A 21615-nucleotide genomic window follows, 5' to 3' on the forward strand; every position below is an offset into this window, starting at 1 on the left:
GCCGCTTGGGCCGTCCGGCCCTCGCCGCGCGGTCGGACGGTGCCCACCGGTCCGCTGCCGCCACGAGGCCCGGCAGTGTCCCGTACGGACCGCAGTCAGGGCCGGATGGCCCTACCGCCCCGTGCGGCCCGCCCGGTTCGCTCGTGTCATGTCCGAGAACGACACGGCTCACGTCGCTGGGCAGCACACCGCACATGAAGTGCACGTGGCCCATCGCGTGGCCGGCGGAGCAACCGTCGTGTCCCTGCACGGCGTGATCGATGCGCTGACCGCCCCCGCGCTCTCGCTGCGGCTCGACGCGCTCACCACCGGCCCCGAGCTCGACCTGGTGCTCGACCTGCGACCGGTCACGTTCATCGACTGCGCCGGACTCGGGGTTCTGTGCCGCGCACGCAACCGGATGCTGGCCCGGCAGGGCCGACTGCGGCTGATCACCGAGAGCGCGAGCCTCCGCCGGATCCTGCGGGTCACCGGGCTGGGGGACGTCTTCGAGGTGCACACACGACCCCCTCAGCCGCTGCCGGGGCCCCAGGGCTGAGCGGCGAGATGAACGCGAAGTCCGGGCTGTGGCGTTGGCGGAGCAGTCCGCTGCGGCGACGCGAGGACGTCGTGGAGGCCTGGCTCGTCCTGGCCGTCTGGATCGTGGTCGTGGTCGGCGGGGCTGTCGCCGGGGTGGTGACGGCGCGTGCTGCCGGGGATGTGTTCGCGGCACAGCGCGCCCACCGGCATCCCGTTCGCGCCGTGCTGCTCGCCGACGCACCGTACGGCGCCACGGCCGCCTGGCCGGCGGGCGGCCTGGTCCGGGCGCCGGTGCGCTGGACCGCCCCGGACGGCACTCCCCGTACCGGTGACACGCTGGTCGACAGCGGTCTGAAGGCCGGTGCCGGAGTGGTGGTCTGGGAGGACGACCAGGGCGGCCTCACCCCCTCCAGGCCGGCGAACCCCACCGAGGGCGCGATCGAGGCCGCTCTCTTCGGCACGGCGGCCGCCCTGGCCGTCGCCGCCCCGGTGTACGGGGCCGGAGCGCTCGGACGGGCGTGGCTCGACCGGCGGCGCATGGCCCGCTGGGACCGGGAGTGGAATCTGGTGGAGCCCCGCTGGGGGCACAGGACGGGGTGAGCCGGACCGACGGCCGGAAGCGAGGACGTCGGACGGCTGCTGCGGGCCCGCCTGCGCCATCGCGGCGGTGACCGGCCGAAAGCGGGACCGGCGGCGGTGTACGGCCCAGGAATCTCAGGCGGGTTCCGGGACGACGGCCACCGGGCAGGCCGCGTGGTGGAGCACCCCGTGGGCGACGCGGCCGAGCTGGAGGCCGAAGTGGCCGTGTCTGCGCCGGGCGCCGACGACGAGCAGGTCGGCCTCACGGGAGACGGCGATCAGGGCGTCGCGGGCATGGCCTTCGACGGTGCGGCGGTCCACCTGCAGCTCGGCGGGAGCGTGGCGAAGGGCCTCCTTCAGCGACTCGACGGCCTGCTGCTCCGTGAGGTGCGCCGGGCCGGTGTTCGCGTGCGCGGGGCGCCGCCAGGCCCGCACGGCTTCCAGGGAGACCCCGCGCAGGGACGCCTCCTCGACGGCGAACCGGACGGCGGCCGAGCCGGTCGCCCTCTCGCCCACCCCGAGCGCGATCCGTCCCCGGATGCCGGCGCGAGCCCGATCGTCGGGGCTGCCGCGCAGGACGATCACCGGGCACCGCGCGTGCGCGGCGACCGCGAGGCTGACGGAACCCAGCAGCGCCTCGGCCATGCCGCTGCGGCCACGACACCCCACCATCATGGCGAGGGCGGTGTCGCTCTCCCGTACGAGTCCGTGCTCCGGCTCCTCGGGCAGCACATCGGTGGCGATCTTCAACTGCGGCCCGCGGCGTCGGGCGCGCTCCTCCGCGGCACCGACGACATCCCGGGCCATCACCTCCTCCAGCGGCTTGTCGAGTTCCTGCGCGAGCAGGGCGCCTTCGTAGCGGTCCCACAGGGAGGCGTACACCAGCCGGAGCGGGGCCCCGCGCAGGGCGGCCTCGTCGGCCGCCCAGTCGACGGCCCGCAGGCTCGGCTCGGAACCGTCGACGCCCACGACGATCGGAAGGTCCAACGTGCTCACCGCTCTCTCGGAGGATCAGTCGTGCGGAACCACGGCGACCGGCGCCACGACGTGATGCAGCACGGCATGCGCGACATGGCCGATATGGGCGCCCAGCGGGCTGGTGCGGACGCGCCGGCCCACGACGACCAGGCAGGCCTCGCGGGACGCGTCGACGAGAACCTGCGCCGCGCCGCCGCACCGGCTCGCCTCGATCACTTCCACGTCCGTGAACTTCTGCCGCCAGGACCGCAGCACCTCGGTCAGGGCCTTGGCCTGCCCCCGGGCGAGCTCGTCGTAGAGCTCGGCGTCACCGTAGAAGCGGTAGAAGGAGGTGGGCGGCTCGCTCCAGCCGTGCACGACCCGGAGGGACGCGCCTCGGCGGGCGGCGGCGTCGAAGGCGAACCCGAGCAGCCTCTCGTCGGGGGTGGCGATGTCGAGGCCGAGGACGACGGGCCGGAAGGGGGTCGCGGCGGACGGTACGCCCACGGGGTCCGGCTTGTGTTCGTCGGCGGCCTGTTCTCCGGCCCGGACCAGCACCACAGGACGTTCGGCGTGGGCGAGAACGGCCAGGCTGACCGAGCCGACCATGAAACCGGCGAGCCCGCCGAGGCCACGCGAGCCCAGTACCATCAGCTCGGCGGCATCCGCCGCCTCGGTGAGGGCATGGGCCGGATTCGCGGTGAACCGGTCGGTGATCACCTCGACACCCGGATGGCGCAGCCGCAGCCCCTCGGCGGCCTCACGGGAAACCTCCTCGGTCCACTGCTGCTGGGTCTCGCCGCCGAGCAGCGGGGCCGGGGCCACGGGTTCGGGCGCCGGCTCCCAGACATGGACGATCTTCAGCGGCAGACCGCGCAGCGCTGCTTCGCGCGCCGCCCATTCGGCAGCGGCCCTGCTCTCGGGCGACCCGTCGAGACCTACCGTGACCGTTCCCGGCATCGCATAACACCTCCTGGGACGAGGATCCGGTTTCCAGCGTGACGCCGCCACGCCGGCGGGGTGAGAGGCCGCACGTCCCCGCAGGGGGCCGACCGGCCCCGAGGACCGGCACACCTCCCTGTGTACTTCCTGCCTGAGTACTTCCGCGGAGCCGAACGGCCCGCCTGGGGGACGGGTGGCCCCTGGCCGGGTCCCGGGCACCGGCACATGCTGAGAACGGACCGGCCGGCACGGCTCACGGAGGTCACCATGTACGGCACCCCGCACATCGTCAGCGATGTCATGACCCTCACGGTCGCCGCCGTGGGGCGGCACGCCCCCTTCAAGGAGATCGTCCGGCTGATGCAGGACTGGCAGGTCAGCGCCCTGCCCGTGATCGAGGGCGAGGGCCGGGTGGTCGGCGTGGTCTCCGAGGCCGACCTGCTGCCCACCGAGGAACTGCGGGACAACCCGGAGACCGGCTACCTCCGGCTTCGCCGGCCGGTCGACATGGCGAAGGCAGGCGCCCTCACCGCAGCGGACCTCATGTCGTCGCCCGCCGTCACGGTCCGCGCGAACGCCACCCTCGCCGAAGCCGCGCGCACCATGGCGCGCGAGGGGGTCAAGAGGCTGCCGGTGGTGGACGAGGCCGGACTGCTGGCGGGCATCGTCAGCCGCGCCGACCTGCTCAAGGTCTTCCTGCGCGACGACGACGCCATCGCCGAGGAGGTCCGGCGCGAGACCGTCGCGTACCTCCTCCCGCCGCCGGCCTCGGCGATCCAGGTGGACGTGCACGACGGAGTCGTCACGCTGACGGGCCGGATCCGCGACACCGCCCTGGTCCCGGTGGCCGCACGCCTGGTGCGGGCCGTGGAAGGCGTGGTGGACGTGCAGTTCGACCTCGCGCGCGACGACCAGGGAGGGACCGATCGGCCCTAGCCCGTACGGCACCGCCGGACGGACGATCGGCCACGTGGGCAGCCCGCGGCCCGTCCTACCCGGGGAACAAGAGGTCGCCATGACCGAGACACGCACCTTCACGGAGCAGAACCCGATCCGGGTGTTCCTGCTGGACGACCATGAGGTCGTACGACGCGGCCTGGCCGACCTGCTCGACGCCGAACCGGACATCTCCGTGGTCGGTGACGCGGACACCGCCGCGCACGCACTCGCTCGCGGGCCCGCGCTCCACCCGCATGTCGCCGTGCTCGACGTGCGGCTCCCGGACGGCGACGGCATCTCCGTCTGCCGGGAGCTGCGCAGCCGGATGCCGGAGCTGGCCTGTCTGATGCTGACTTCATTCGACGACGAGGACGCCCTGCTGGACGCCATCATGGCCGGAGCCTCCGGCTATGTGCTGAAACAGATCAAGGGCTCGGACCTGGTCTCCGCCGTGCGTACCGTCGCCTCGGGACAGTCGATGCTCGACCCGGCGACCACGGCCCGCCTGATGCGCTCCCTGCGCACCGACCCGGCGCAGACCCCGGCGCCGCCGTCCGAGCTGGCGAGCCTGTCCCCCCGCGAACGGGACATCCTCGCCCTGATCGGCGAAGGTCTCACCAACCGGGAGATCGGCAAGCGGCTGTACCTGTCGGAGAAGACCGTCAAGAACCACATTTCGCGGATGCTGGCGAAGCTGGGAGTCCAGCGCCGGGTCCAGGCGGCTGTCCTCGCCTCCCACCTGGAGCCCCAGGGCAACGGGGAACGCCCGCACCACTGAGAGGCGCACCGCTGAGACGCGCGGGCCGGCCCGGCTGCCCGCGGAGCGCGACGCACCGGCGTGCCCGCATCGAGCCCGCCGGTGAGTGAACGGTGCGTCAGCTGCCGTGCCGGATCTCGACGTGCTTGGCCTCCGCCTTCTCGGCGCCCAGGCCCACGCTGACGGTCAGCATGCCGTCGGTGTAGTCGGCCGTCACGTCGTCCTCGTCAGCGCCGGTCGGCAGCGTCACGCTGCGGCTCAGCGCGCCGTACCGGATCTCGCTGTGGTTCTTGTCCACGTCCCGTTCGGTCCGCTCGGCCTTCACCGTGAGCACCCCGTCGCCGATGACGACGTCGATGTCCTCGGGGGACATGCCCGGAAGCTCGGCACGCACGACGTACCGGTCGTTCTCCGTGTAGTCCTCGATCCGGACGGAGGACATCGCGAACTTGCTCGGAATGGTCTCGAACCATTCCGGCATGTCCGGGAAGGGGATCCGCTGCCTGCGGGTGAGTGCGCCCATGGCCGTACCTCCTCGGTCTTCGCCTGCTTTCAGTGCACCGCGCCCGACGTTCCCGTGCTGAGGCCGAACAGCCCATGGCATGGGTCCTCAAGGCCCCTTTTGCCGACTCTGCGAACGGGCGGGCCGACCTGCCCGAAGCAGGGACCAACGGCCCCTGGCACCTGGTACGGCGCGCGCCTTGCATGGGATCGGACGGCGGAGGCGAGAACCGCAGCAGGTCCGCGCCACCGCGGCGAAGCGACTTCCCGCCTGGAGGCGATCATGTCCAGGTCGAGTGAGCGCCGGCCGATCGTGGTCGGTGTGGAGACGGACCCCGCCCGACAGTCCGCGCTGGCCTGGGCGGCCGACGAGGCGGCCCGCCGGCGAGTGCCGCTGCGGCCGGTCCGCGCCGAGGGTGTGCCGACCAGGGGGCAACGGAGGCCGGAGGTCCCGCCGTCCTGGGCGGGGTGGAACGAAGAGCTCCACCGGAGCGGAAAACAGGTCCTCGCCGAGGCCGTGGACTTCGTCGCGGACCGGCATCCCGAGGTCGAGGTGGACGCCGTACTCGCCGAAGGCGACCCCGTGTGGGTGCTGGGCGAGGAGAGCCGCACCGCCACGGCCGTCGTACTGGGCTCGCAGCACCTCAGCCGGGCGCAGGAGGTGTTCGGCTCCGCTGCGGTCGCCCTGCCCCTGATGGCACGGGCGCACTGCCCCGTGGTGGTCGTCCCGGAAGCGGAGCACGCCACCGGGGAGCCCGGGTTCTACGTCGTCGGCGTCGACGGCAGCGAGCACTCGACCGCCGCCTTGGACCTGGCGTTCGAGGAGGCTTCGCTGCGCGGTGCCCAGGTGCGGGCACTGTACGTCTGGGAGCCCGGACCGCTGCGGATCTTCGACGAGTACGGGGTCCAGCAGCAGTCCCGGCGGCTGCTCTCGGAGACCGTGGCCGGCCGCCATGCCCGCTATCCCGACGTGGACCTGCGGCACGAGCTGGCCGTCGGGCATCCGGTACAGGCCCTCACCGACGCCTCCGCCGACGCTCTGGGCCTGGTCGTGGGCACACGAGGGCACGGTGGCTTCACGGGGATGCTGCTGGGCTCGGTCAGCCAGGGAGTGCTGCACTACGCCCGCTGCCCGGTCCTCGTCGTTCCACCGACGCGGACTTGAGCATCCGAAGGTGTCCGCGCACCCGAGCAGAGTTCCAGGGCCGTCATGGGAAGTACGTGTGTCCTGCACCGCTACGCCGACCTGGCGCGCGCCCTGCCATGAGCCGATCCGGAGACGGTCACTGGTCCTGAGCGCGCACGATCACGACCGGGCAGCTCGCGTGCTGCGACACATGCTGGCTGACCGAGCCGAGCAGGGCGGCGGCGAACCCGCCCCGGCCGCGACTGCCGACGACCAGGAGTTCGGCTCCCTCGGCGGCCCGCAGCAGCACGTCGGCGGCGTTGCCGTGCACCACATGACTGCGGACCGAGCCGGCCGCGTCCGCGCCGAGCACGTCGGTCAGTTCCTTCCGCATCTGCTGCCGTGTCTCCTCCTCGTCGACATCCGTGTCCACGGCGGGCGCCGACCAGCCGTGGAGCCCCGGCAGCTCCCACACCGCGACCGCGTCCACGGTGGCGCCGACGAGGCCCGCGTACCGGACGGCCCAGCGCAGGGCCTCGTACGAGGACGGCGATCCGTCGACACCGACGACCACCCGGGGCTCGGAGGTATCCCTGTCCATGCGTCCCACCTCTCCTACGGCTTTCCCGCCCCGTCGATCGGCCACCTTCGTCTCCACGCTGCACGTGGTCCCGCGTTCTCGCCAGGGCAACGCGTTCCCGGGTGTATCGATCACGAGGGTTGTCGACAGTCACGGGACTTGACCACGGCGTGCCGTCCGAGGGCGGTTCTCCGAGAAAAGGACGATGATGTTCGGGGAGTGGGTGCTCATGCAGACGAACGCGGACGATCTACCGCACCCGATGTCGCGGGAGGAGCCATGAGCAAGGGGGCGCGGGCCCGGCCGCGGGCCAAGGCGCAGAGCTGTGGCTCCCGGCTGCCGACGCGCAGGGCGGAGCGGACCGCCGTCGTACGCAGGGCCTCGTCGACGAAGGGCGACTGGCTGCTGCTGCCCGGCGGCTCGTGGCGGCACGTCGAGACGATCAGGGTGCGCAGTCTGTTCGGCTGACAGAGCCGCGCTGAGGGGCAAGAGGGAACAACTCGTCCTCGGGAAGCGCTGTCGGTGATACCCCGGCGGGTATAGAGGCCGCCGGGGGAGGAACCGAACGGCGGAGGGACGTGAGGCCGATGGCGACGGCAGCGGACGACCGGCTCTGCTCGAACGACGAGAGCGGAGCCGAAGAGACGCTTCTGGTGACCAGGTGCGGACGCAGGATCGAAGTGCACCGCCTGCTCCTCGGACATCCGGACCGGCCCGTCAGCCGGATCGCCTTGGACGTGGGGGAGGACCGGGGTGGTGAACCGGGAGTCTGGGCGGCCCTCACCCCGGACGAGGCACGCGGTCTGGCCCGCCTGCTTCTTCAGCGGGTCGGCGCGGCCGAGCAGCCCGCCGACGCCCGGCCGCGCAACGGTACTGCCTGACGAGAGAGCCGGCCGGGCCGCAACTCCCCGGAGGGCGGCGGCGCTCAGCCGCGGCGCAGTGCCGCGAGCGTCGCCGCGAGGTCCGCCGGGTGGGGGCGGTTGTGCGGCAGCTTGCCCAGTACGACGGCCATGCCGCAGGTGTCGGTGAGCGCGGAGAAGACGAGGCCGCCCGCTATACCGGCCGAGAGGAGCTGGAAGGCCGGATGCACCAGCAGGCCGAGGAGCAGGCCCAGAAGTACGACCGTGCCCGCGGTGAAGCGCACTTGACGCTCCATGCTCCAGCCGGCCCGCGTCTCGCAGACGGCCGGCCGATGCAGGTCGTGTCCATCGGCGGCCCAGGCGCTGGTGCCGCCGGTGAGGGTGGCCGTCGGAATGCCCTCCTCGGCCAGCAGCCCGCACGCCCTCTGCGAGCGGGCGCCGGAGGCACACACCACGAGGACGTCGCCGCGACCGGCGGCGTGCCGTATCTCGGGCAGGGCGCCCCGGATCCGGTCCAGGGGGATGTTGAGGGCGCCGGGGAGGTGGCCGGAGGCGTACTCGCCGGGGGTGCGCACGTCGATGACGGTGAGTTCGTCCAGCCGGGCGCGGGCCTGGTCGGTGTCGAGGGTGTGGGGAGTGGTGGTCATGGCAGATGTGATCCTTCATGGTCGCCGTCGCCCCGAACCGGGACGTACAGTACCCCTAGGGGTATTTTTCGAGGAGTGAGCGTGGAACTGGAGCTTGAGGGCGCGTCCCTGAGGGGCGTGCTGAACCGGCTGCGGCGTGCGCAGGGCCAGATCTCCGGCGTGATCCGGATGATCGAGGAGGGGCGGGACTGCGAGGACGTCATCACGCAGTTGGCCGCCGCCTCGCGGGCACTCGACCGGGCCGGTTTCGCGATCATCGCCACCGGACTGCAGCAGTGCGTGGCCGACATCGAATCGGGCCGCAAGAACGGTGAGGACACCGAGGCGATGCGCGCGCGGCTGGAGAAGCTGTTCCTGTCGCTGGCGTAGGGAAACGCGGTTGCGCGGTCATCCCACCGCCGCATCGACCAGCATGAGGCCCGCCACCACCAGCAGGACGAGAGCGAAGACCCGCTGCAGGGTGTGCCCGGGCAGCTTCGCCGACAGGCGTTTGCCGTCCCAGGCGCCCAGGATCGCCGCTCCGGCGAACGGTCCTATGACCGACCAGTCCAGGCCGTCGGCCGTACCGGCGCGCATCGCCAGCGCCGCCAGTGAGTTGACGGTGATGACGAGCAGACTGGTGCCCACGGCCGCCCGCATCCGCATGCCGAGGACGTTGACCAGGGCGGGGACCGCGAGGAAGCCGCCGCCCACACCGAGCACGCCGGTGACGGCGCCCAGTCCGGCGCCGGCGGCCGCCGCCCGCCCCGGCCGTACGTGGACGGTGCCATCCGGGTCGGAGCGGGGCCTGAGCATGCGTACCGCGGCCACGGCCGCGACCACGGCGAAGGCCACGGTCAGCGCGGCCGCCGGCAGGCGTCCGGCGAGCGCGCCGCCCAGCATGGCGGGGCCGATCCCGGCCGCCGCGAACAGCAGCCCCGTACGCCAGCGGACCCGCCCGTCGCGGGCGTGCGCGGACAGGGCGGTGGCGGAGGTGACGGTGACGATGACCAGACTGGCCGTGGTGGCCGCGACCGGGGTGAATCCGAGCAGGTAGATCAGGGCGGGCACGGCCAGCACACTGCCGCCGCCGCCCAGGGCGCCGAGCGCCAGGCCGATGACGGCTCCGGCGGTCAGCGCGAGTATCACAGCGCTCACGCGACGGTCCCGTTCCCGCCCTGCGCGTCCACGACCGGCAGTCCCGCCCCGGCCCATTCCTGCATGCCGCCGATGACGTCGACGGCCTCGACGCCCCTGGCCCGCAGCAGTTCGACGGCCCGCCGGGAGCGCCGGCCCGAACGGCAGATCACGACGACCGGCCGCGCCTGCGCCGCGGCGGGCAGCCGGGCACCGGCGGCCAGCGCCGTGAGGGGCAGGTGTACCGCGCCGGGGGCGTGGCCGGCCTGCCACTCGTCGGCTTCCCGTACGTCGAGCAGCACGGAGGCCCCGCTGTTTCCGGCCGCCCGCGCGGAGTCCGTGCGTGCGGCGGCCTTCCGCGCGGTCACCCGCGCCGGGCCGCCCCGGCCACGTCCGAAGAGGCTCATCGTGGTTCCTCGCTCCTGTTCGTCTTCTCGGCTGCGATGCTCTGCGGCGGACGCCGTCAGGGGGTGTGGACGGTGAGACCGGCCTTCTCGGCCGAGTCGAAGCGGTCGTCGACCGCGACGACGTCACGGCCCACGGCGTCCAGCAGGGAGGCGGCGATGGCGGCGCGCATGCCGCCCGCGCAGTGCACCCACACCTGCCCGCCGGGGACCTCGTCGAGGCGGCGGTGCAGGGCGTGGACGGGGATGTGGACCGATCCCGCCACATGGCCCGACGCCCGTTCCGAGTCCCGGCGGACGTCCAGTACGACGATCCCGTCCCCGGAGTGCCGCGCGAGGTCGGCGAACGTGGCCCGCGGGAAGGAGGCGAGAGCTTCGCCCTCCCGTGCCCAGCGCGCCGGGTCTCCGGTGGCCGCAGCAGCCGGGCGGTCGATGCCGACGCGGGCCAACTCCCTCTGTGCGGAGGCGAGTTGGTCGGCGGACTCGGCGAGCAGGGTCACCGGCTTGCCCCAGGGGACCAGCCAGGCCAGGTAGGTGGCGAGCTGTCCCTCGGCCTCGAAGTTGAACGAGCCGGCGACATGCCCTTCGGCGAAGGCGACCCGGTTGCGCAGATCGATCACCCACTCCCCGGCGGCGAGCCGGCCGGCGATCTCGTCGGCGTCCGCGAGGAAGGGCGTGGTGAGGTCGAGGGGCGCCGGCCCCACGGCGTTCGCCGGACCCATGTGGGCGTAGTACGCGGGAACGTCGTCCAGACCGGCGAGCAGGTCGGCGACGAAGCTGTCCACATCCCGGGTCAGGGCCGTGTTGGACGCCTTCTCCTTGCCGATCGTGGTGGACGTCCCCTCCGCCCGGCCGGCCGAGCAGAAGCTGCCGAAGCCGTGCGTGGGCAGCACGGCGGCGCTGTCCGGCAGTTCGGTGGCCAGACGGTGCGCGGAGGCGTGCTGGGCCCGGGCGAGGTCTTCCGTCAGCCGCGGTTCGACCAGGTCGGGCCTGCCGACGCTGCCGATCAGCAGTGAGCCGCCGGTGAACACGGCGACGGCCGTGCCGTTCTCCTCCAGCGCGTACGACGTGTGGTGCGGGGTGTGGCCGGGCGTCGCCATCGCGCGCAGCACCAGTGCGGCGCCGGAGTCGATCTCGTGGTGGTCGCCGTCGTGCACCGGTACGCGCTCGTACGAGACCCGGGCGGCGGCGGGGACGAGGTAGGCGGCGCCCGTGACCCGGGCCAGCTCCAGCCCGCCGGTGACGTAGTCGTTGTGCAGGTGCGTCTCGACGACGTGGGATATCCGCACCCCGCGCCGTGCGGCGGCGCCGATCACCCGGTCGATGTCACGGGGCGGATCGACCACCACGGCCGTCCGCTCGCCACCCGCCAGATAGCTGCGGTTGCCGAGCCCGGCCACCTCGATCGTGTCGACGAAGAACACAGGGACTCCCTTCCGGTGAAATTACCCCCCGGGGTATATGTCGACGGTAGCAGGTTACCCCGGGGGGTATTTTCTGAGGCGACGTGAACCGCGTCATGCCCCCGCACCGGGCGGAGAGGTGCCCCACGGTCCTGCGATGAGGCCGAAGGATCCCTGCCGCTGTCCGCTGCTCCCGGCAAGAGTGGCGAGCAGGACCCTCTGGGCAGGTGAGCTGCGATGATGTACTGGGATGGCGGCCGGGCGTCGATGGCCTTCATGCCGTTGCTGTGGATCGCGCTGATCGCTGTGGCCGTGTGGGCGGGAATCCGCTTCGCCCAGCACCCGACAGCGCGTGGCGAGGGCACCCACGGCGCTCCGCAACCGAGAGAGACGCCGGAGGAGATCCTCGACCGGCGCTTCGCCACCGGCGAGATCGACGCGGACACCTACACCGAGGCGCGCCAACGCCTCGCGCCCACGAGCCGGGGCCCCGGTGACCGGGCTGACGCGCCGATCGCTCTTCCTGGCGGTGCTGGTCGCGGCGGTGACCGCGCTCATCGCCTCGCTCGTGTGGTTCATGGGCGTCGGTTCCGGGCCATGGCGTCCGGGTCCCGAGGTGATGACGGGCGCCGTTTCCCGCACGGGCCCCGTCCGCGGCACGGCCGACGCGGACCGTGCCGCCGGACGCTTCGCCGACCGGTGGGGCCTGCGGGTCGGGGAGGTCATGCGGTTCGGCAACGGCTACTGTGCCGAACTCGTCGACCCCGACGGCCGCCCTGCCACCGGAGGGACCAGCGGCTGAGCGAGCACCACACCGGACTGCCCGCCGCCGAAGCCGATCGGTGTCGCGGCTCTCACACCCTGCACACTGTTGCGCGATCACCGCATCGTCCCTGCCCTGGGATCCCGATTCGAGCGGTCGCGGCTGTGGCGTCACGATGGTCTTCGTGACCGGCTCACGCTCACGCACGCAGGCACGACACGCACCGGCGCCCGACCGGTCCCTGCACTGGCAGCCTCGCTTCGCCGTGGACGCGCGGCTCACCCTGGAGAGTCTGCGCCGTGGACGCGACGACCCCACGCACCGCGTGGAGGCGGACGGCACGCTGTGGCGCTCGGCGCTGACGGCATCCGGACCGGTGACGTACCGCATCCGGCAGCAGCGCCTGGACGACCTGCAGATCGACGCCTGGGGAGCCGGGGCCGCCGAGCTCGTCGACCGCATCCGCACCGAGTTGGGCGCGGGTGACCGGCCGGACCTGTTCCGGCCCGGACATCCGGTCCTCCGGGCCGCCTGCCGGCGGATGCCGGGCCTGCGTGTGCCGTGCACCAGCCGGCTCTTCGAAGCGATCGTCCCGGCCATCATCGAGCAGCGGGTGATCGGCCCGGACGCTGCCGCGTCCTTCGGCCGTCTGGTCCGGGCCCACGGGGAGCGGGCGCCCGGTCCCGCACCCGTGGGCATGCGGGTTCCGCCCTCGCCGGAGGTCTGGCGGACCCTGCCGAGCTGGGAATGGCGCCGGGCCGGCGTCGACCTGCAGCGCTCCCGCACCGTCATCCTGACCGCCCGCCACGCCGTGCGGCTCGACCAGGCCGCCGGTGACCCGGCCCGGGCCTACGAGCTGATGGCGAGGCTGCCCGGCATCGGTACCTGGACGGCCGCCCAGGTCGGCCACCGCGCGCTCGGCGACGCCGATGCGCTGCCGCTGGGCGACTACCACCTCGGGCGGATGACCGGGATGGCCCTGCTCGGCCGGCCGCTGGCGGACGACGAGATCGAGGAGTTCTACGAGCCGTTCAGGCCACACCGCTACCGGGTCGTCCGGCTGCTCGAACTCACCGCCTGGCCGGCTCCCCGCCGGGCACCCCGCGCACCCCTGCGCCGGCCGCTGCGCTGAGAAGTCGAGGCCGTCAGGTATCGGCCCGTGTTTCGGACGCCGTCCCCAAGATTCTTCGTGCACCTCCAGTCGGAACCTCAGCCCTGAGCCGGTCCGAAGGGACCGGCTTGCCGACGGCCGTGGACCGAACGGCCCTGTCGGGCACCCGGCGGTCCGCCGGAGGGTGGGTGCTGTGCCCGCCGGGGCATGCGTCACGCCCCGATCGCCGTCCGATCCGGAAGGAATCCCGATGTCCGTCGACACGCAGCAGGCGCCCGCCGGGCTCACGGACGAGGAGCTCGCCACGTTGGACGCCCACTGGCGCGCCGCGAACTACCTCTCCGTCGGCCAGATCTACCTCATGGCCAACCCCTTGCTGACCGAACCGCTGCGGCCGGAGCACGTCAAGCCTCGCCTGCTGGGCCACTGGGGCACCTCACCGGGCCTCAACCTCGTGCACACCCACCTCAACCGCCTCATCAAGGCCCGCGGCCTGAACGCCCTGTGCATCTGGGGACCGGGCCACGGGGGCCCCGCCGTGCTGGCCAACTCCTGGCTGGAGGGGTCGTACACCGAGACCTATCCGGACATCACCCGGGACGCGCCGGGCATGGCCCGGCTGTTCAAGCAGTTCTCCTTTCCCGGCGGGGTGCCCAGCCATGTCGCCCCGGAGACCCCGGGCTCGATCCACGAAGGGGGCGAGCTGGGATACTCCCTCGCACACGCCTACGGCGCCGCCCTCGACAATCCGGACCTCCTGGTCGCCTGTGTGATCGGCGACGGCGAGGCGGAGACCGGACCGCTGGCCGCCGCCTGGCACTCCAACAAGTTCCTCGACCCGGTCGACGACGGCGCCGTGCTGCCGATCCTGCACCTCAACGGCTACAAGATCGCCAACCCGACCGTGCTGGCCCGGCTCCCCGAGACCGAACTCGACGACCTGCTCAGGGGCTACGGCCACGACCCGATCCATGTCACCGGCGACGACCCTGCGGCCGTACACCGCGCGATGGCCGCCGCCATGGACACCGCCGTGGACCGCATCACCGCCCTGCAGCGGGCCGCCCGCGACGGCGGGGCCACGGACCGGCCCCGCTGGCCGGTGATCGTGCTGCGCACCCCGAAGGGCTGGACCGGCCCGGCCGTGGTCGACGGGCTGCCGGTCGAGGGCACCTGGCGTGCCCACCAGGTGCCGCTCGCCGCGGTCCGGGACAACCCCGAGCACCTGCGGCAGCTGGAGCAATGGCTGCGGTCGTACCGCCCCCAAGAACTCTTCGACGAGCACGGTGCCCCGCGCCCGGACGTACTCGCGTGCATCCCCGAGGGAGCCCGCAGGCTCGGGTCCACCCCGCACGCCAACGGCGGGCTCCTGGTGCGCGAGCTGCCCCTGCCGCCGCTGGAGCGGTACGCCGTGGCGGTCGACAAGCCCGGCTCCACCCTGCACGAACCGACCCGTGTCCTCGGCGACCTGCTCCAGGACGTCATGGCGGCCACCGCCGACCGCCGTGACTTCCGCCTGTTCGGCCCCGACGAGACCGCCTCCAACCGGCTGCAGGCCGTCTACGGCGCCAGCGGCAAGGCCTGGCAGGCCGCGACCCTTCCTGTCGACGAACACCTCGACCGGCACGGACGGGTCATGGAGATCCTCTCCGAACACACCTGCCAGGGCTGGCTGGAGGGCTACCTCCTCACCGGGCGGCACGGGCTGTTCTCCTGCTACGAGGCGTTCGTGCACATCGTCGACTCGATGGTCAACCAGCACATCAAATGGCTGCGCACCACGCGCCACCTGTCCTGGCGTGCCCCCATCGCCTCCCTCAACTACCTGCTCACCTCCCACGTGTGGCGGCAGGACCACAACGGCTTCTCCCACCAGGACCCCGGCTTCGTCGACCACATCCTCAACAAGAGCCCCGAGGCGGTACGGGTCTACTTCCCGCCGGACGCCAACACCCTGCTGTCCGTGGCCGACCACGTGCTGCGCAGCCGCGACTACGTCAATGTCGTCGTGGCCGGCAAGCAGCCCTGCTTCGACTGGCTGTCGATGGAAGAGGCGAAGAGCCACTGCGCGCGCGGCGCCGGCATCTGGGAATGGGCCGGCACCGAGGACGGTACCCGCGAGCCGGACGTGGTGCTGGGCTGCGCGGGCGACGTGCCCACCCAGGAGGTACTGGCGGCGGCCCAGTTGCTGCGCCGCGAGCTGCCCGAGCTGGTGGTGCGCGTGGTGAACGTCGTCGACATCGCCCGGCTGTTGCCCAGCGAGGAACACCCGCACGGGATGAGCGACTTCGAGTACGACGGCCTCTTCACCGCAGACAAGCCGGTCCTCTTCGCCTATCACGGCTATCCGTGGCTGATCCACCGCCTCGCCTACCGGCGCACCGGGCACAAGCACCTGCACGTGCGCGGCTACAAGGAGATCGGCACCACCACGACGCCGTTCGACATGGTGGTCCGCAACGACCTCGACCGCTACCGCCTCGTGATGGACGTCATCGACCGCGTCCCCGGTCTGGCGGTGCGGGCGGCCGCCGTACGTCAGCGGATGGCGGACGCCCGGCAGCGGCACCACGACTGGATCCGGGAACACGGCACGGACCTGCCGGAGGTGGCGGACTGGTCGTGGGACGGCTGAACAGGGCCGGGACCACGGCATTCCCCCGCCCGGACCGTGGCGGGGGCGGGTTCACAGGTGCGCCGCGTGGTCGGGGACGTAGGTCTGCAGAGCACGCGGCGGCCGTTCGTAGCCGCTGGACGGCGGCCGCTCCGGCAGCTCCAGCACCGGTGGCGGCACCTCGTGGTACGGGACGGACGACAGCAGGTGCGCCATCATGTTCAGCCGGGCGCGCCGCTTGTCGTCGCTCTCGACGATGTACCAGGGCGCCTCGGCGATGTCGGTGTGCACCATCATCTCGTCCTTCGCCCGGGAGTACGCCTCCCAACGGGTGATCGACTCCAGGTCCATCGGCGACAGTTTCCAGCGCCGCAGCGGATCCTGCAGGCGGCGCTGGAAGCGCTCCTGCTGCACCGCGTCGCTCACCGAGAACCAGTACTTGCGCAGCAGGATCCCGTCCTCGACCAGCATCCGCTCGAAGATCGGGCACTGGCGCAGGAACAGCTGGTGCTCTTCCCTGGTGCAGAAGCCCATCACGCGCTCGACACCGGCCCGGTTGTACCAGGACCGGTCGAAGAGCACGATCTCCCCGGCGGCCGGGAGGTGCTCGACGTACCGCTGGAAGTACCACTGGGTGCGCTCGCGCTCCGTCGGCTTGGGCAGCGCCACGATCCGGGCGACACGGGGGTTGAGATACTGGGTGACGCGCTGGATGGCGCCGCCCTTTCCGGCCGCGTCCCGCCCCTCGAAGACGACGACCAGCCGGGCGCCCTCGGCTCGCACCCACTCCTGCAGCTTGACCAACTCGGTCTGCAGCCGCAGCAGTTCGGCCTCATAGGTCTTGCGTGACAGCGTCGCCGCCTGCTTGTCCGTCATGCGGCCATTGTCTCCCGGCTCCCTGGCCTCTGCGGCACCACGGGTTCATCTGCCCCAGATCCTGCGGTACGCCTCCCGGTAGCCAGGTGGGTCCCAGCTTGGCACGACTCGCACCGAATCGCCGGTTCACAAGTCCGTCGGCCGAGACCCGAGCGAGAGGTGTTCGGCCACGGGGTGCCGGGTCACGGGGCCCACGGACGGACCGGCACGAGAACGAAGACCGGCTGCCTGCGACGACGCTGCCCCACACGCCGTCCGAGACGCACCTGCTCGACCGGGGCCGGCTGCACCGCGACCGGCTGCCGGACGCCCTCGCGGCCACGGTCCGCTCCCGGCTGGGCCTGCCCGCCACGGCGGACGGCGCGCCGCTCCGCGACCGCCGGCTGGTCCTCGCCCAGTACGACACGGTGGACGCGACAACCTGGGCCCACAGCAGACTGCCCTGCCCGGCGGCTTGTTGCTTCACGGGACGAGGCTGCTGCGGACGAGGCGGTACGCGGCCGGGCCGGCCGGCCGCGGTGAGCAGTTCCACGCCGCCATTGTGCCCGCCACCGGCTGTCCTCCCACTCCACCATGCGTTCCGCGTCGTCCGGCACCCAGGGGAAAGGGGACGTCGGGCCATCGTGCGGCGGCCCATGCTTCGAGGTCGACGGCGAGGACGGTGCCCTCCGGGCCCTCGTCGGCAAGGCGCCGGTTTCCGCCGGCCAGGATCTTCCCGCCCTGGGCCCGGACCCGGCTCGGGGCGCCCTGCGGCGCACAGCACGGGGTGCCCCGCTCTCGGCGGCGGCGCGGCACTGCCCACCACGGACCACCTGCGCGCCCGCGCGCGTGCCGCCCTCGGAACATCGGCGCCGACGTGCCCGGGCGCACCGTGGCGTTGTCAGTGGAGGGCGCCGGTGAGGCCGAGGTCGTGGGCGACCTGCGCGAGGGAGCGGTCCTGCTGGCGCGTGTAGAGGTCGAAGGGGTCGAGGACGTCGCGGCCGATGGCGCCGGAGAGCCAGGCGGCGTCGTAGGCGGTGCCCTGCCGGTCGTTGTCGCGGGTGCCCTCGCCGCTGAGGTTGGACTGGAAGATGCCCGCGGCGGAGCGGGGCAGGAAGTCCTCGTAGACGATGGGCTCCGCGCGCACCCATCCTTCCCGCACGAGATCGTCGAGGTCCGCGGGCGGGTTGCCGTCGCGAGGGTGGTCGGGGCTGAGCCGGTACGTGAAGTAGGCCAGCCCCTCAATGGCGAGTTCCCGTTCGCTTCCGGGCATGTAACGCTCCCACACGGCGCGCGCGATGTCGCCTCGGGGCTCCGAGGGGTGCTCGGACGCCTGCTCGTCCACGCAGCCGAGGAGTTCGTCGTACAGGGCGCGGCCTTTGTGCGTGAGGGCGACGCCGCGGGCCTCGACCTCGCCGAAGCGGACCCGCAGGGCGCCGCGGATGATGCTGCCGTCCGGGGTGCGCATCGCGCGGGGTTCGGCCAGGGCCCGGAAGGAGGTCTGCCGCAGCAGCACATCGGGTCCCTTCCAGGCCGGCGGGCCCTGGATGGTGTCGATCATCTCGATGCCGCGCTCGGTCATGCGCCGGTACAGCTCGTCGATGTCGAGGACGCGCGGGGTGAGGTGGTTGATGTGCGTGCTGCGTACGCCGCCGATGTCCGCGGCGACGGCGGAGATCCGCTCCAGGGTCTCGTACCAGGCTTTGTCGACCGGCTCGGGGGACAACTCGAACGCCCGCACGGCCAGGTGGAGGAAGCGTTCGGCCTCGTCCTCGGGCAGTTCCCGTTCGGCGGCGGCGCGGTCGGCCAGTGTCAGCAGCTCGGAGGGAAAGAGTTCGCGGCCTGCGAGGAAGTTTTCCAGGCGGGTGCGCAGGTCGGCGTCGAAGAAGCGGGGGTCGGCGGGGGTGAGCATCGAGGTGAACACCCGGAAGGGGTTACGTGCCAGCTCCTCGTCGTCGATGGGCCGGAACGCGGTGGAGACGACGGGGACGGCGCTGGCGGCGGCCTCCCGCAGGTCGTAGAAGCCGACCGGGTGCATGCCGAGGGCGCCGAAGACGCGGGCGACCTGCTGCAGTTCCCGCGGTGTGCCGACCCGGATGGCGCCGTGCCGCTCGGCGGTCACCCGGCCGATGGATCCGAGGCGTTCGGCGTCGGCTCCCCGCGCGCGCAGGACGTCCTCGTTGACCTCGCGCGAGACGTCCACGAGCGTGGTGTAGGCGGGCACCTCCCGCCCGTACATCTGCGACAGCCGCGCGGCGAACGCCGCCCGCAGCTGCCACTGACTGATCGTCGACATGGTTCGGCCTTTCGATCGGGGTCCACACCACGTGAGCCGTCGGTATGCGTGTGCCACGTGAGGCATCGCCGATCACATCACCTGAGCCATCGTTGGTCACACCACCTGCGCTTCGGGACGTCGCGGATGACCTCGCCGACCGCGGGCGCCTGCAGGAAGCCGGGCAGCTCACCGGAGCGGCCGATCAGCGCGCTGTGGTCCGCCGTGACCTCGTACAGGCCCGCCCAGCCGCCGGCGGTCTCCCATGTCGGCCAGGGCCGGGGCGCGGTGGCGGCCGGCGGTGTCCGTCGTCGCTGTTGTGGAAGCAGGCGGTCGAGGAGGAGTCGATGGTGAACGGGATGCGCGGGGTGGGCGGCGCGAGCGGCACGGTGAAGGCCAACTGCCCGTGCGGATGGCGATGGTGACACCGGCCCGGGTCGCGGCCCGTGGGAATGCCACCGGCATCGCGTCGGCGTCCGTCCCCCACCGAGTCCGGCCCATGGCGATGTCAGTGGTGACTGCAAGGCTGGCCACATGGACAGGAACGATGAGCAACTGCTTCGAGGCCGGGTCTACGGTCAGGACCACGACCAGCCGGGCCCGCGGCCGGGACGCCGGTACGCCGAACTGGTCGGCGGCCCGTTGGACGGGCTCCTGCTCGACATAACCGGCTGGACGCAGGCCGAGCTCGGCACCCGTGCGGCCCTCCCTACCGAGCTGGGGCAGTTCGGCGCCGGCGGCCGGGCGATGTACACCCCACGCCCCGGCGACCCCCGCCACTTCGACTGGGACGGAGATGCACCGTGACGACTGTGGGTCGGCCACTGCGGCGGCCGGATGAACGTCCCGCGCCCGGTGAACCGGCGCCGCCGGGGACTGCCGCGTCGCGTTGGAGAACTGGCCGCTGCCCGACCAGCCGTTCGACGCGGTCGTCTCGGCGACGGCGTTCCACTGGATCGACCCGGCGGTCCGGATGGCCAAGGCCACCGACGTGCTGCGTGCCGGTGGCGCGCTCGCCGTGGTGCGCGCCCAGCATGTGCGGGGCGGAACAGAGGAGTTCTTCGTGGAGGTCCAGCGCTGCTACGAGCGATTCGACCCCGGGACGCCGCCCGGGCTGCGGCCTCCCGAAGCCGCCGACATCGACGGCTCGGACCATGTGGAGGAGGTGGTGCGCAGCGGCCGGTTCGGCCCCACCGTGTTCCGCCGCCACGAGCGCGAGCTCAGCTACACCACGGAGGACTACCTCGCTGCGCACCTACTCCGGCCACCGCGCTCTTCCGGAGGCCGGCGGAACCGGACTGCTGGACTGCGTCGCGGCTCTGATCGACCAGCGGTACGGCGGCCGGGTGACCAAGCGTTACCTCATCGATCTGGGCGTGCCGCGGCGTCGGTGACCGTCCTGGACCGCGCGCCCGGTGGTGGGTGTCAGGTGCGCAGGAGTCGTAGGTCTATCGCGTCGGCCATGGCCTTCATGCCCTCGTCGTCGGGGTGGATGTGGTCGCCCGAGTCGTACGCCGGGTTGAGGGCGGCCGGGTTCGCGGGGTCACGCATCGTCCGGTCGAAGTCGATGACGCCGTCGAAGGCGCCGCCGGTGCGGATCCACTGGTTGACGCTCTGGCGGATCGCCTCGGCGGCGGGCGTGTAGTACCCGTTGCCCTCGTCCGGCATGAGGGTCGCGCCGATGATGCCGACGTGGGCGGCATGCGCCTCGTCGATCAAGGTGCGATAGCCGTCGATGAGGTCCTGGGCGGTCAGCGGCCGGCCGTCGGGCCCCGCGTTGTTGCCGATGTCGTTGATGCCCTCGAAGAGGATCACGTCCTTGACGCCGGGTTGGCCCAGGGCGTCATGCACGAACCGCTTGAGGGCGCTGACGCCCTGCCACAGGTTCGGGACGTCCGTGAGGACCCGGTTGCCGCCGATGCCGGCGTCGACGACGCTGAGCCTCTGCGGACCCGGTCCGGTGCCCAACCGGCGCCCGAGGAAGTCGGGCCACCGGCTGTAGGTGCCGGTCGAGGAGTGGTAGCCGTCCGTGATGGAGTCACCGAAGGCGACGACGGTGCCCCGCGCGGTCGATGCCACGACGTCCAGCCCCGCCAGGTAGTACCAGGAGGTCGTGGTGGTGCCGAACGCGGCGGCGCTGTCGTCACCGGTGTGGTTGCCGGAGGCCAGGTAGGTGGTGTCGAACGCGTCGGAGTGCCAGGTCGACATCCCCGTCGTACCGGGCACGTAGAGGCTGACGAGCAGGTTCTCCCCGGCGCCGACCGAGATCGGTACGACGTCGCTGACCGCCTCTTCGCCGGCGGGGATCGTGAGGTGGCGGGATCCGCCGAAGGTGATGTTCCGCGTGGTGCCGCGCGTCGCCTCACCACCGCTCGCCTGGACGGCCAGGTCGACAGCGCTGACGTCGAGCGGGGTGGTGCTGTACCGGTTGGACAGGGTGATGCGGGCGCCCGAGCCCGAGACGCTGCTGTGCACCACCATCCGGATGGTCTGGTCGGTGAAGGACGGGCCGCCGGTCGTCATGCTGGGCGACCAGGCGCTGACCCGTGTGCCCTTGGCCTGCGACGCGGACGTGGCGGCGCTCGCCGTCTGCGCGGTGCTCAGCGGAACTGCCGTCAGGGCCAGTCCGGTCAGCGCTCCGAACACGGACAGCAGGGTTCTACGACG

General features: G+C 72.4%; 23 protein-coding genes and 2 pseudogenes. 13 read left to right on the top strand and 12 right to left on the bottom strand.

Features of this window, described 5'->3' with window-relative positions:
• Window positions 1–148: 148 nt before the first annotated feature.
• Window positions 149–538 (top strand): STAS domain-containing protein, encoded by a 390-nt coding sequence (locus tag ACFYOH_RS26205; protein ID WP_388629932.1) that lies wholly within the window; start codon window positions 149–151, stop codon window positions 536–538.
• An 8-nt stretch (window positions 539–546) separates the two neighbouring features.
• Window positions 547–1119, top strand: a complete 573-nt coding sequence (locus ACFYOH_RS26210; protein ID WP_388629935.1) for a hypothetical protein — start codon at window positions 547–549, stop codon at window positions 1117–1119.
• Between the two features lie 114 nt (window positions 1120–1233).
• Here ACFYOH_RS26210 and ACFYOH_RS26215 read toward each other — a convergent pair whose 3' ends face one another.
• Both ACFYOH_RS26215 and ACFYOH_RS26220 read right to left on the bottom strand, forming a co-directional pair.
• The gene (locus ACFYOH_RS26215; RefSeq protein ID WP_388630173.1) at window positions 1234–2085 is read right to left on the bottom strand and encodes a universal stress protein; all 852 of its coding nucleotides are present in this window, start codon (window positions 2083–2085) and stop codon (window positions 1234–1236) included.
• Between the two features lie 24 nt (window positions 2086–2109).
• Entirely contained in the window at window positions 2110–3015 is a 906-nt protein-coding gene (locus tag ACFYOH_RS26220; protein ID WP_388629937.1) for a universal stress protein, read from the bottom strand.
• Window positions 3016–3264: 249 nt separating this feature from the next.
• On the opposite strand from ACFYOH_RS26220, the gene ACFYOH_RS26225 reads away from it, so the two are divergent.
• Window positions 3265–3933, top strand: coding sequence for a CBS domain-containing protein (locus ACFYOH_RS26225; RefSeq protein WP_388630176.1), 669 nt, complete (start codon window positions 3265–3267; stop codon window positions 3931–3933).
• A gap of 79 nt (window positions 3934–4012) precedes the next feature.
• Complete coding sequence (locus ACFYOH_RS26230) at window positions 4013–4714, top strand: response regulator (RefSeq protein WP_388629939.1); 702 nt, start codon at window positions 4013–4015, stop codon at window positions 4712–4714.
• A 97-nt stretch (window positions 4715–4811) separates the two neighbouring features.
• Here ACFYOH_RS26230 and ACFYOH_RS26235 read toward each other — a convergent pair whose 3' ends face one another.
• Window positions 4812–5216, bottom strand: a complete 405-nt coding sequence (locus ACFYOH_RS26235; protein WP_388629942.1) for an Hsp20/alpha crystallin family protein — start codon at window positions 5214–5216, stop codon at window positions 4812–4814.
• Window positions 5217–5477: 261 nt separating this feature from the next.
• On the opposite strand from ACFYOH_RS26235, the gene ACFYOH_RS26240 reads away from it, so the two are divergent.
• On the top strand, window positions 5478–6359 hold the full coding sequence (locus ACFYOH_RS26240) for a universal stress protein (protein ID WP_388629945.1): 882 nt from the start codon (window positions 5478–5480) through the stop codon (window positions 6357–6359).
• A gap of 118 nt (window positions 6360–6477) precedes the next feature.
• On the opposite strand, the gene ACFYOH_RS26245 is transcribed toward ACFYOH_RS26240, so the two are convergent.
• Window positions 6478–6921, bottom strand: coding sequence for a universal stress protein (locus ACFYOH_RS26245; protein WP_388629948.1), 444 nt, complete (start codon window positions 6919–6921; stop codon window positions 6478–6480).
• A gap of 258 nt (window positions 6922–7179) precedes the next feature.
• Here ACFYOH_RS26245 and ACFYOH_RS26250 point away from each other — a divergent pair, with 258 nt between their 5' ends.
• Window positions 7180–7368: a hypothetical protein gene (locus ACFYOH_RS26250; protein WP_388629951.1), complete on the top strand. Its 189-nt coding sequence runs from the start codon at window positions 7180–7182 to the stop codon at window positions 7366–7368.
• 119 nt (window positions 7369–7487) lie between these two features.
• Complete coding sequence (locus ACFYOH_RS26255) at window positions 7488–7781, top strand: hypothetical protein (protein WP_388629953.1); 294 nt, start codon at window positions 7488–7490, stop codon at window positions 7779–7781.
• A gap of 44 nt (window positions 7782–7825) precedes the next feature.
• Here the strand turns inward: ACFYOH_RS26255 and ACFYOH_RS26260 are convergent, their stop codons facing one another.
• Entirely contained in the window at window positions 7826–8407 is a 582-nt protein-coding gene (locus ACFYOH_RS26260; RefSeq protein ID WP_388629956.1) for a rhodanese-like domain-containing protein, read from the bottom strand.
• Window positions 8408–8488: 81 nt separating this feature from the next.
• On the opposite strand from ACFYOH_RS26260, the gene ACFYOH_RS26265 reads away from it, so the two are divergent.
• Window positions 8489–8776, top strand: a complete 288-nt coding sequence (locus ACFYOH_RS26265) for a metal-sensitive transcriptional regulator (protein ID WP_388629959.1) — start codon at window positions 8489–8491, stop codon at window positions 8774–8776.
• Between the two features lie 18 nt (window positions 8777–8794).
• On the opposite strand, the gene ACFYOH_RS26270 is transcribed toward ACFYOH_RS26265, so the two are convergent.
• Genes ACFYOH_RS26270 through ACFYOH_RS26280 form a run of 3 tightly spaced genes read right to left on the bottom strand, consistent with a single transcriptional unit; the run spans window position 8795 to window position 11351 of the window.
• Complete coding sequence (locus ACFYOH_RS26270; protein ID WP_388629961.1) at window positions 8795–9544, bottom strand: sulfite exporter TauE/SafE family protein; 750 nt, start codon at window positions 9542–9544, stop codon at window positions 8795–8797.
• Window positions 9541–9930 carry a rhodanese-like domain-containing protein gene (locus ACFYOH_RS26275; RefSeq protein ID WP_388629964.1) on the bottom strand — a complete coding sequence of 130 codons (390 nt, stop codon included), beginning with the start codon at window positions 9928–9930 and terminating at the stop codon, window positions 9541–9543. The genes ACFYOH_RS26270 and ACFYOH_RS26275 overlap by 4 nt, the downstream gene beginning before the upstream one ends.
• A 56-nt stretch (window positions 9931–9986) precedes the next feature.
• On the bottom strand, window positions 9987–11351 hold the full coding sequence (locus ACFYOH_RS26280) for a rhodanese-like domain-containing protein (RefSeq protein WP_388629967.1): 1365 nt from the start codon (window positions 11349–11351) through the stop codon (window positions 9987–9989).
• A 472-nt stretch (window positions 11352–11823) separates the two neighbouring features.
• On the opposite strand from ACFYOH_RS26280, the gene ACFYOH_RS26285 reads away from it, so the two are divergent.
• The 3 genes from ACFYOH_RS26285 (at window position 11824) to ACFYOH_RS26295 (ending at window position 15839) form a co-directional block, all read left to right on the top strand.
• Window positions 11824–12132 (top strand): hypothetical protein, encoded by a 309-nt coding sequence (locus ACFYOH_RS26285; protein WP_388629970.1) that lies wholly within the window; start codon window positions 11824–11826, stop codon window positions 12130–12132.
• Window positions 12133–12277: 145 nt separating this feature from the next.
• Window positions 12278–13225: a DNA-3-methyladenine glycosylase family protein gene (locus ACFYOH_RS26290; RefSeq protein ID WP_388629972.1), complete on the top strand. Its 948-nt coding sequence runs from the start codon at window positions 12278–12280 to the stop codon at window positions 13223–13225.
• 229 nt (window positions 13226–13454) lie between these two features.
• Entirely contained in the window at window positions 13455–15839 is a 2385-nt protein-coding gene (locus ACFYOH_RS26295) for a phosphoketolase (RefSeq protein ID WP_388629974.1), read from the top strand.
• Window positions 15840–15890: 51 nt separating this feature from the next.
• On the opposite strand, the gene ppk2 is transcribed toward ACFYOH_RS26295, so the two are convergent.
• The 3 genes and pseudogenes from ppk2 to ACFYOH_RS26310 form a co-directional block, all read right to left on the bottom strand.
• Window positions 15891–16694 (bottom strand): polyphosphate kinase 2, encoded by an 804-nt coding sequence (gene ppk2, locus ACFYOH_RS26300; protein ID WP_388629977.1) that lies wholly within the window; start codon window positions 16692–16694, stop codon window positions 15891–15893.
• Window positions 16695–17574: 880 nt separating this feature from the next.
• Window positions 17575–18969, bottom strand: a complete 1395-nt coding sequence (locus ACFYOH_RS26305) for a 2-oxoadipate dioxygenase/decarboxylase family protein (RefSeq protein ID WP_388629979.1) — start codon at window positions 18967–18969, stop codon at window positions 17575–17577.
• A 116-nt stretch (window positions 18970–19085) separates the two neighbouring features.
• A pseudogene (locus ACFYOH_RS26310) lies at window positions 19086–19351 on the bottom strand (sarcosine oxidase subunit beta); the annotation flags it as partial.
• A gap of 131 nt (window positions 19352–19482) precedes the next feature.
• Here ACFYOH_RS26310 and ACFYOH_RS26315 point away from each other — a divergent pair.
• Window positions 19483–19755 carry a hypothetical protein gene (locus ACFYOH_RS26315; RefSeq protein ID WP_388629982.1) on the top strand — a complete coding sequence of 91 codons (273 nt, stop codon included), beginning with the start codon at window positions 19483–19485 and terminating at the stop codon, window positions 19753–19755.
• 82 nt (window positions 19756–19837) lie between these two features.
• Window positions 19838–20342, top strand: a pseudogene (locus ACFYOH_RS26320) (methyltransferase domain-containing protein); the annotation flags it as partial.
• A 31-nt stretch (window positions 20343–20373) separates the two neighbouring features.
• Here the strand turns inward: ACFYOH_RS26320 and ACFYOH_RS26325 are convergent.
• The gene (locus tag ACFYOH_RS26325) at window positions 20374–21594 is read right to left on the bottom strand and encodes an SGNH/GDSL hydrolase family protein (protein ID WP_388629985.1); all 1221 of its coding nucleotides are present in this window, start codon (window positions 21592–21594) and stop codon (window positions 20374–20376) included.
• Window positions 21595–21615: the final 21 nt, after the last annotated feature.

This window comes from Streptomyces sp. NPDC007856 (assembly GCF_042868225.1).
Taxonomy (GTDB): Bacteria; Actinomycetota; Actinomycetes; order Streptomycetales; family Streptomycetaceae; genus Streptomyces.

Bases quoted from the DNA above. Each gene is read 5' to 3' on its own strand.
- ACFYOH_RS26205 (WP_388629932.1), top strand. From the start codon at position 149: ATGTCCGAGAACGACACGGCTCACGTCGCTGGGCAGCACACCGCACAT.
- ACFYOH_RS26210 (WP_388629935.1), top strand. From the start codon at position 547: ATGAACGCGAAGTCCGGGCTGTGGCGTTGGCGGAGCAGTCCGCTGCGG.
- ACFYOH_RS26220 (WP_388629937.1), bottom strand. From the start codon at position 3,015: ATGCCGGGAACGGTCACGGTAGGTCTCGACGGGTCGCCCGAGAGCAGG.
- ACFYOH_RS26225 (WP_388630176.1), top strand. From the start codon at position 3,265: ATGTACGGCACCCCGCACATCGTCAGCGATGTCATGACCCTCACGGTC.
- ACFYOH_RS26230 (WP_388629939.1), top strand. From the start codon at position 4,013: ATGACCGAGACACGCACCTTCACGGAGCAGAACCCGATCCGGGTGTTC.
- ACFYOH_RS26235 (WP_388629942.1), bottom strand. From the start codon at position 5,216: ATGGGCGCACTCACCCGCAGGCAGCGGATCCCCTTCCCGGACATGCCG.
- ACFYOH_RS26240 (WP_388629945.1), top strand. From the start codon at position 5,478: ATGTCCAGGTCGAGTGAGCGCCGGCCGATCGTGGTCGGTGTGGAGACG.
- ACFYOH_RS26245 (WP_388629948.1), bottom strand. From the start codon at position 6,921: ATGGACAGGGATACCTCCGAGCCCCGGGTGGTCGTCGGTGTCGACGGA.
- ACFYOH_RS26250 (WP_388629951.1), top strand. From the start codon at position 7,180: ATGAGCAAGGGGGCGCGGGCCCGGCCGCGGGCCAAGGCGCAGAGCTGT.
- ACFYOH_RS26255 (WP_388629953.1), top strand. From the start codon at position 7,488: ATGGCGACGGCAGCGGACGACCGGCTCTGCTCGAACGACGAGAGCGGA.
- ACFYOH_RS26260 (WP_388629956.1), bottom strand. From the start codon at position 8,407: ATGACCACCACTCCCCACACCCTCGACACCGACCAGGCCCGCGCCCGG.
- ACFYOH_RS26275 (WP_388629964.1), bottom strand. From the start codon at position 9,930: ATGAGCCTCTTCGGACGTGGCCGGGGCGGCCCGGCGCGGGTGACCGCG.
- ACFYOH_RS26295 (WP_388629974.1), top strand. From the start codon at position 13,455: ATGTCCGTCGACACGCAGCAGGCGCCCGCCGGGCTCACGGACGAGGAG.
- ppk2 (WP_388629977.1), bottom strand. From the start codon at position 16,694: ATGACGGACAAGCAGGCGGCGACGCTGTCACGCAAGACCTATGAGGCC.
- ACFYOH_RS26305 (WP_388629979.1), bottom strand. From the start codon at position 18,969: ATGTCGACGATCAGTCAGTGGCAGCTGCGGGCGGCGTTCGCCGCGCGG.
- ACFYOH_RS26315 (WP_388629982.1), top strand. From the start codon at position 19,483: ATGGACAGGAACGATGAGCAACTGCTTCGAGGCCGGGTCTACGGTCAG.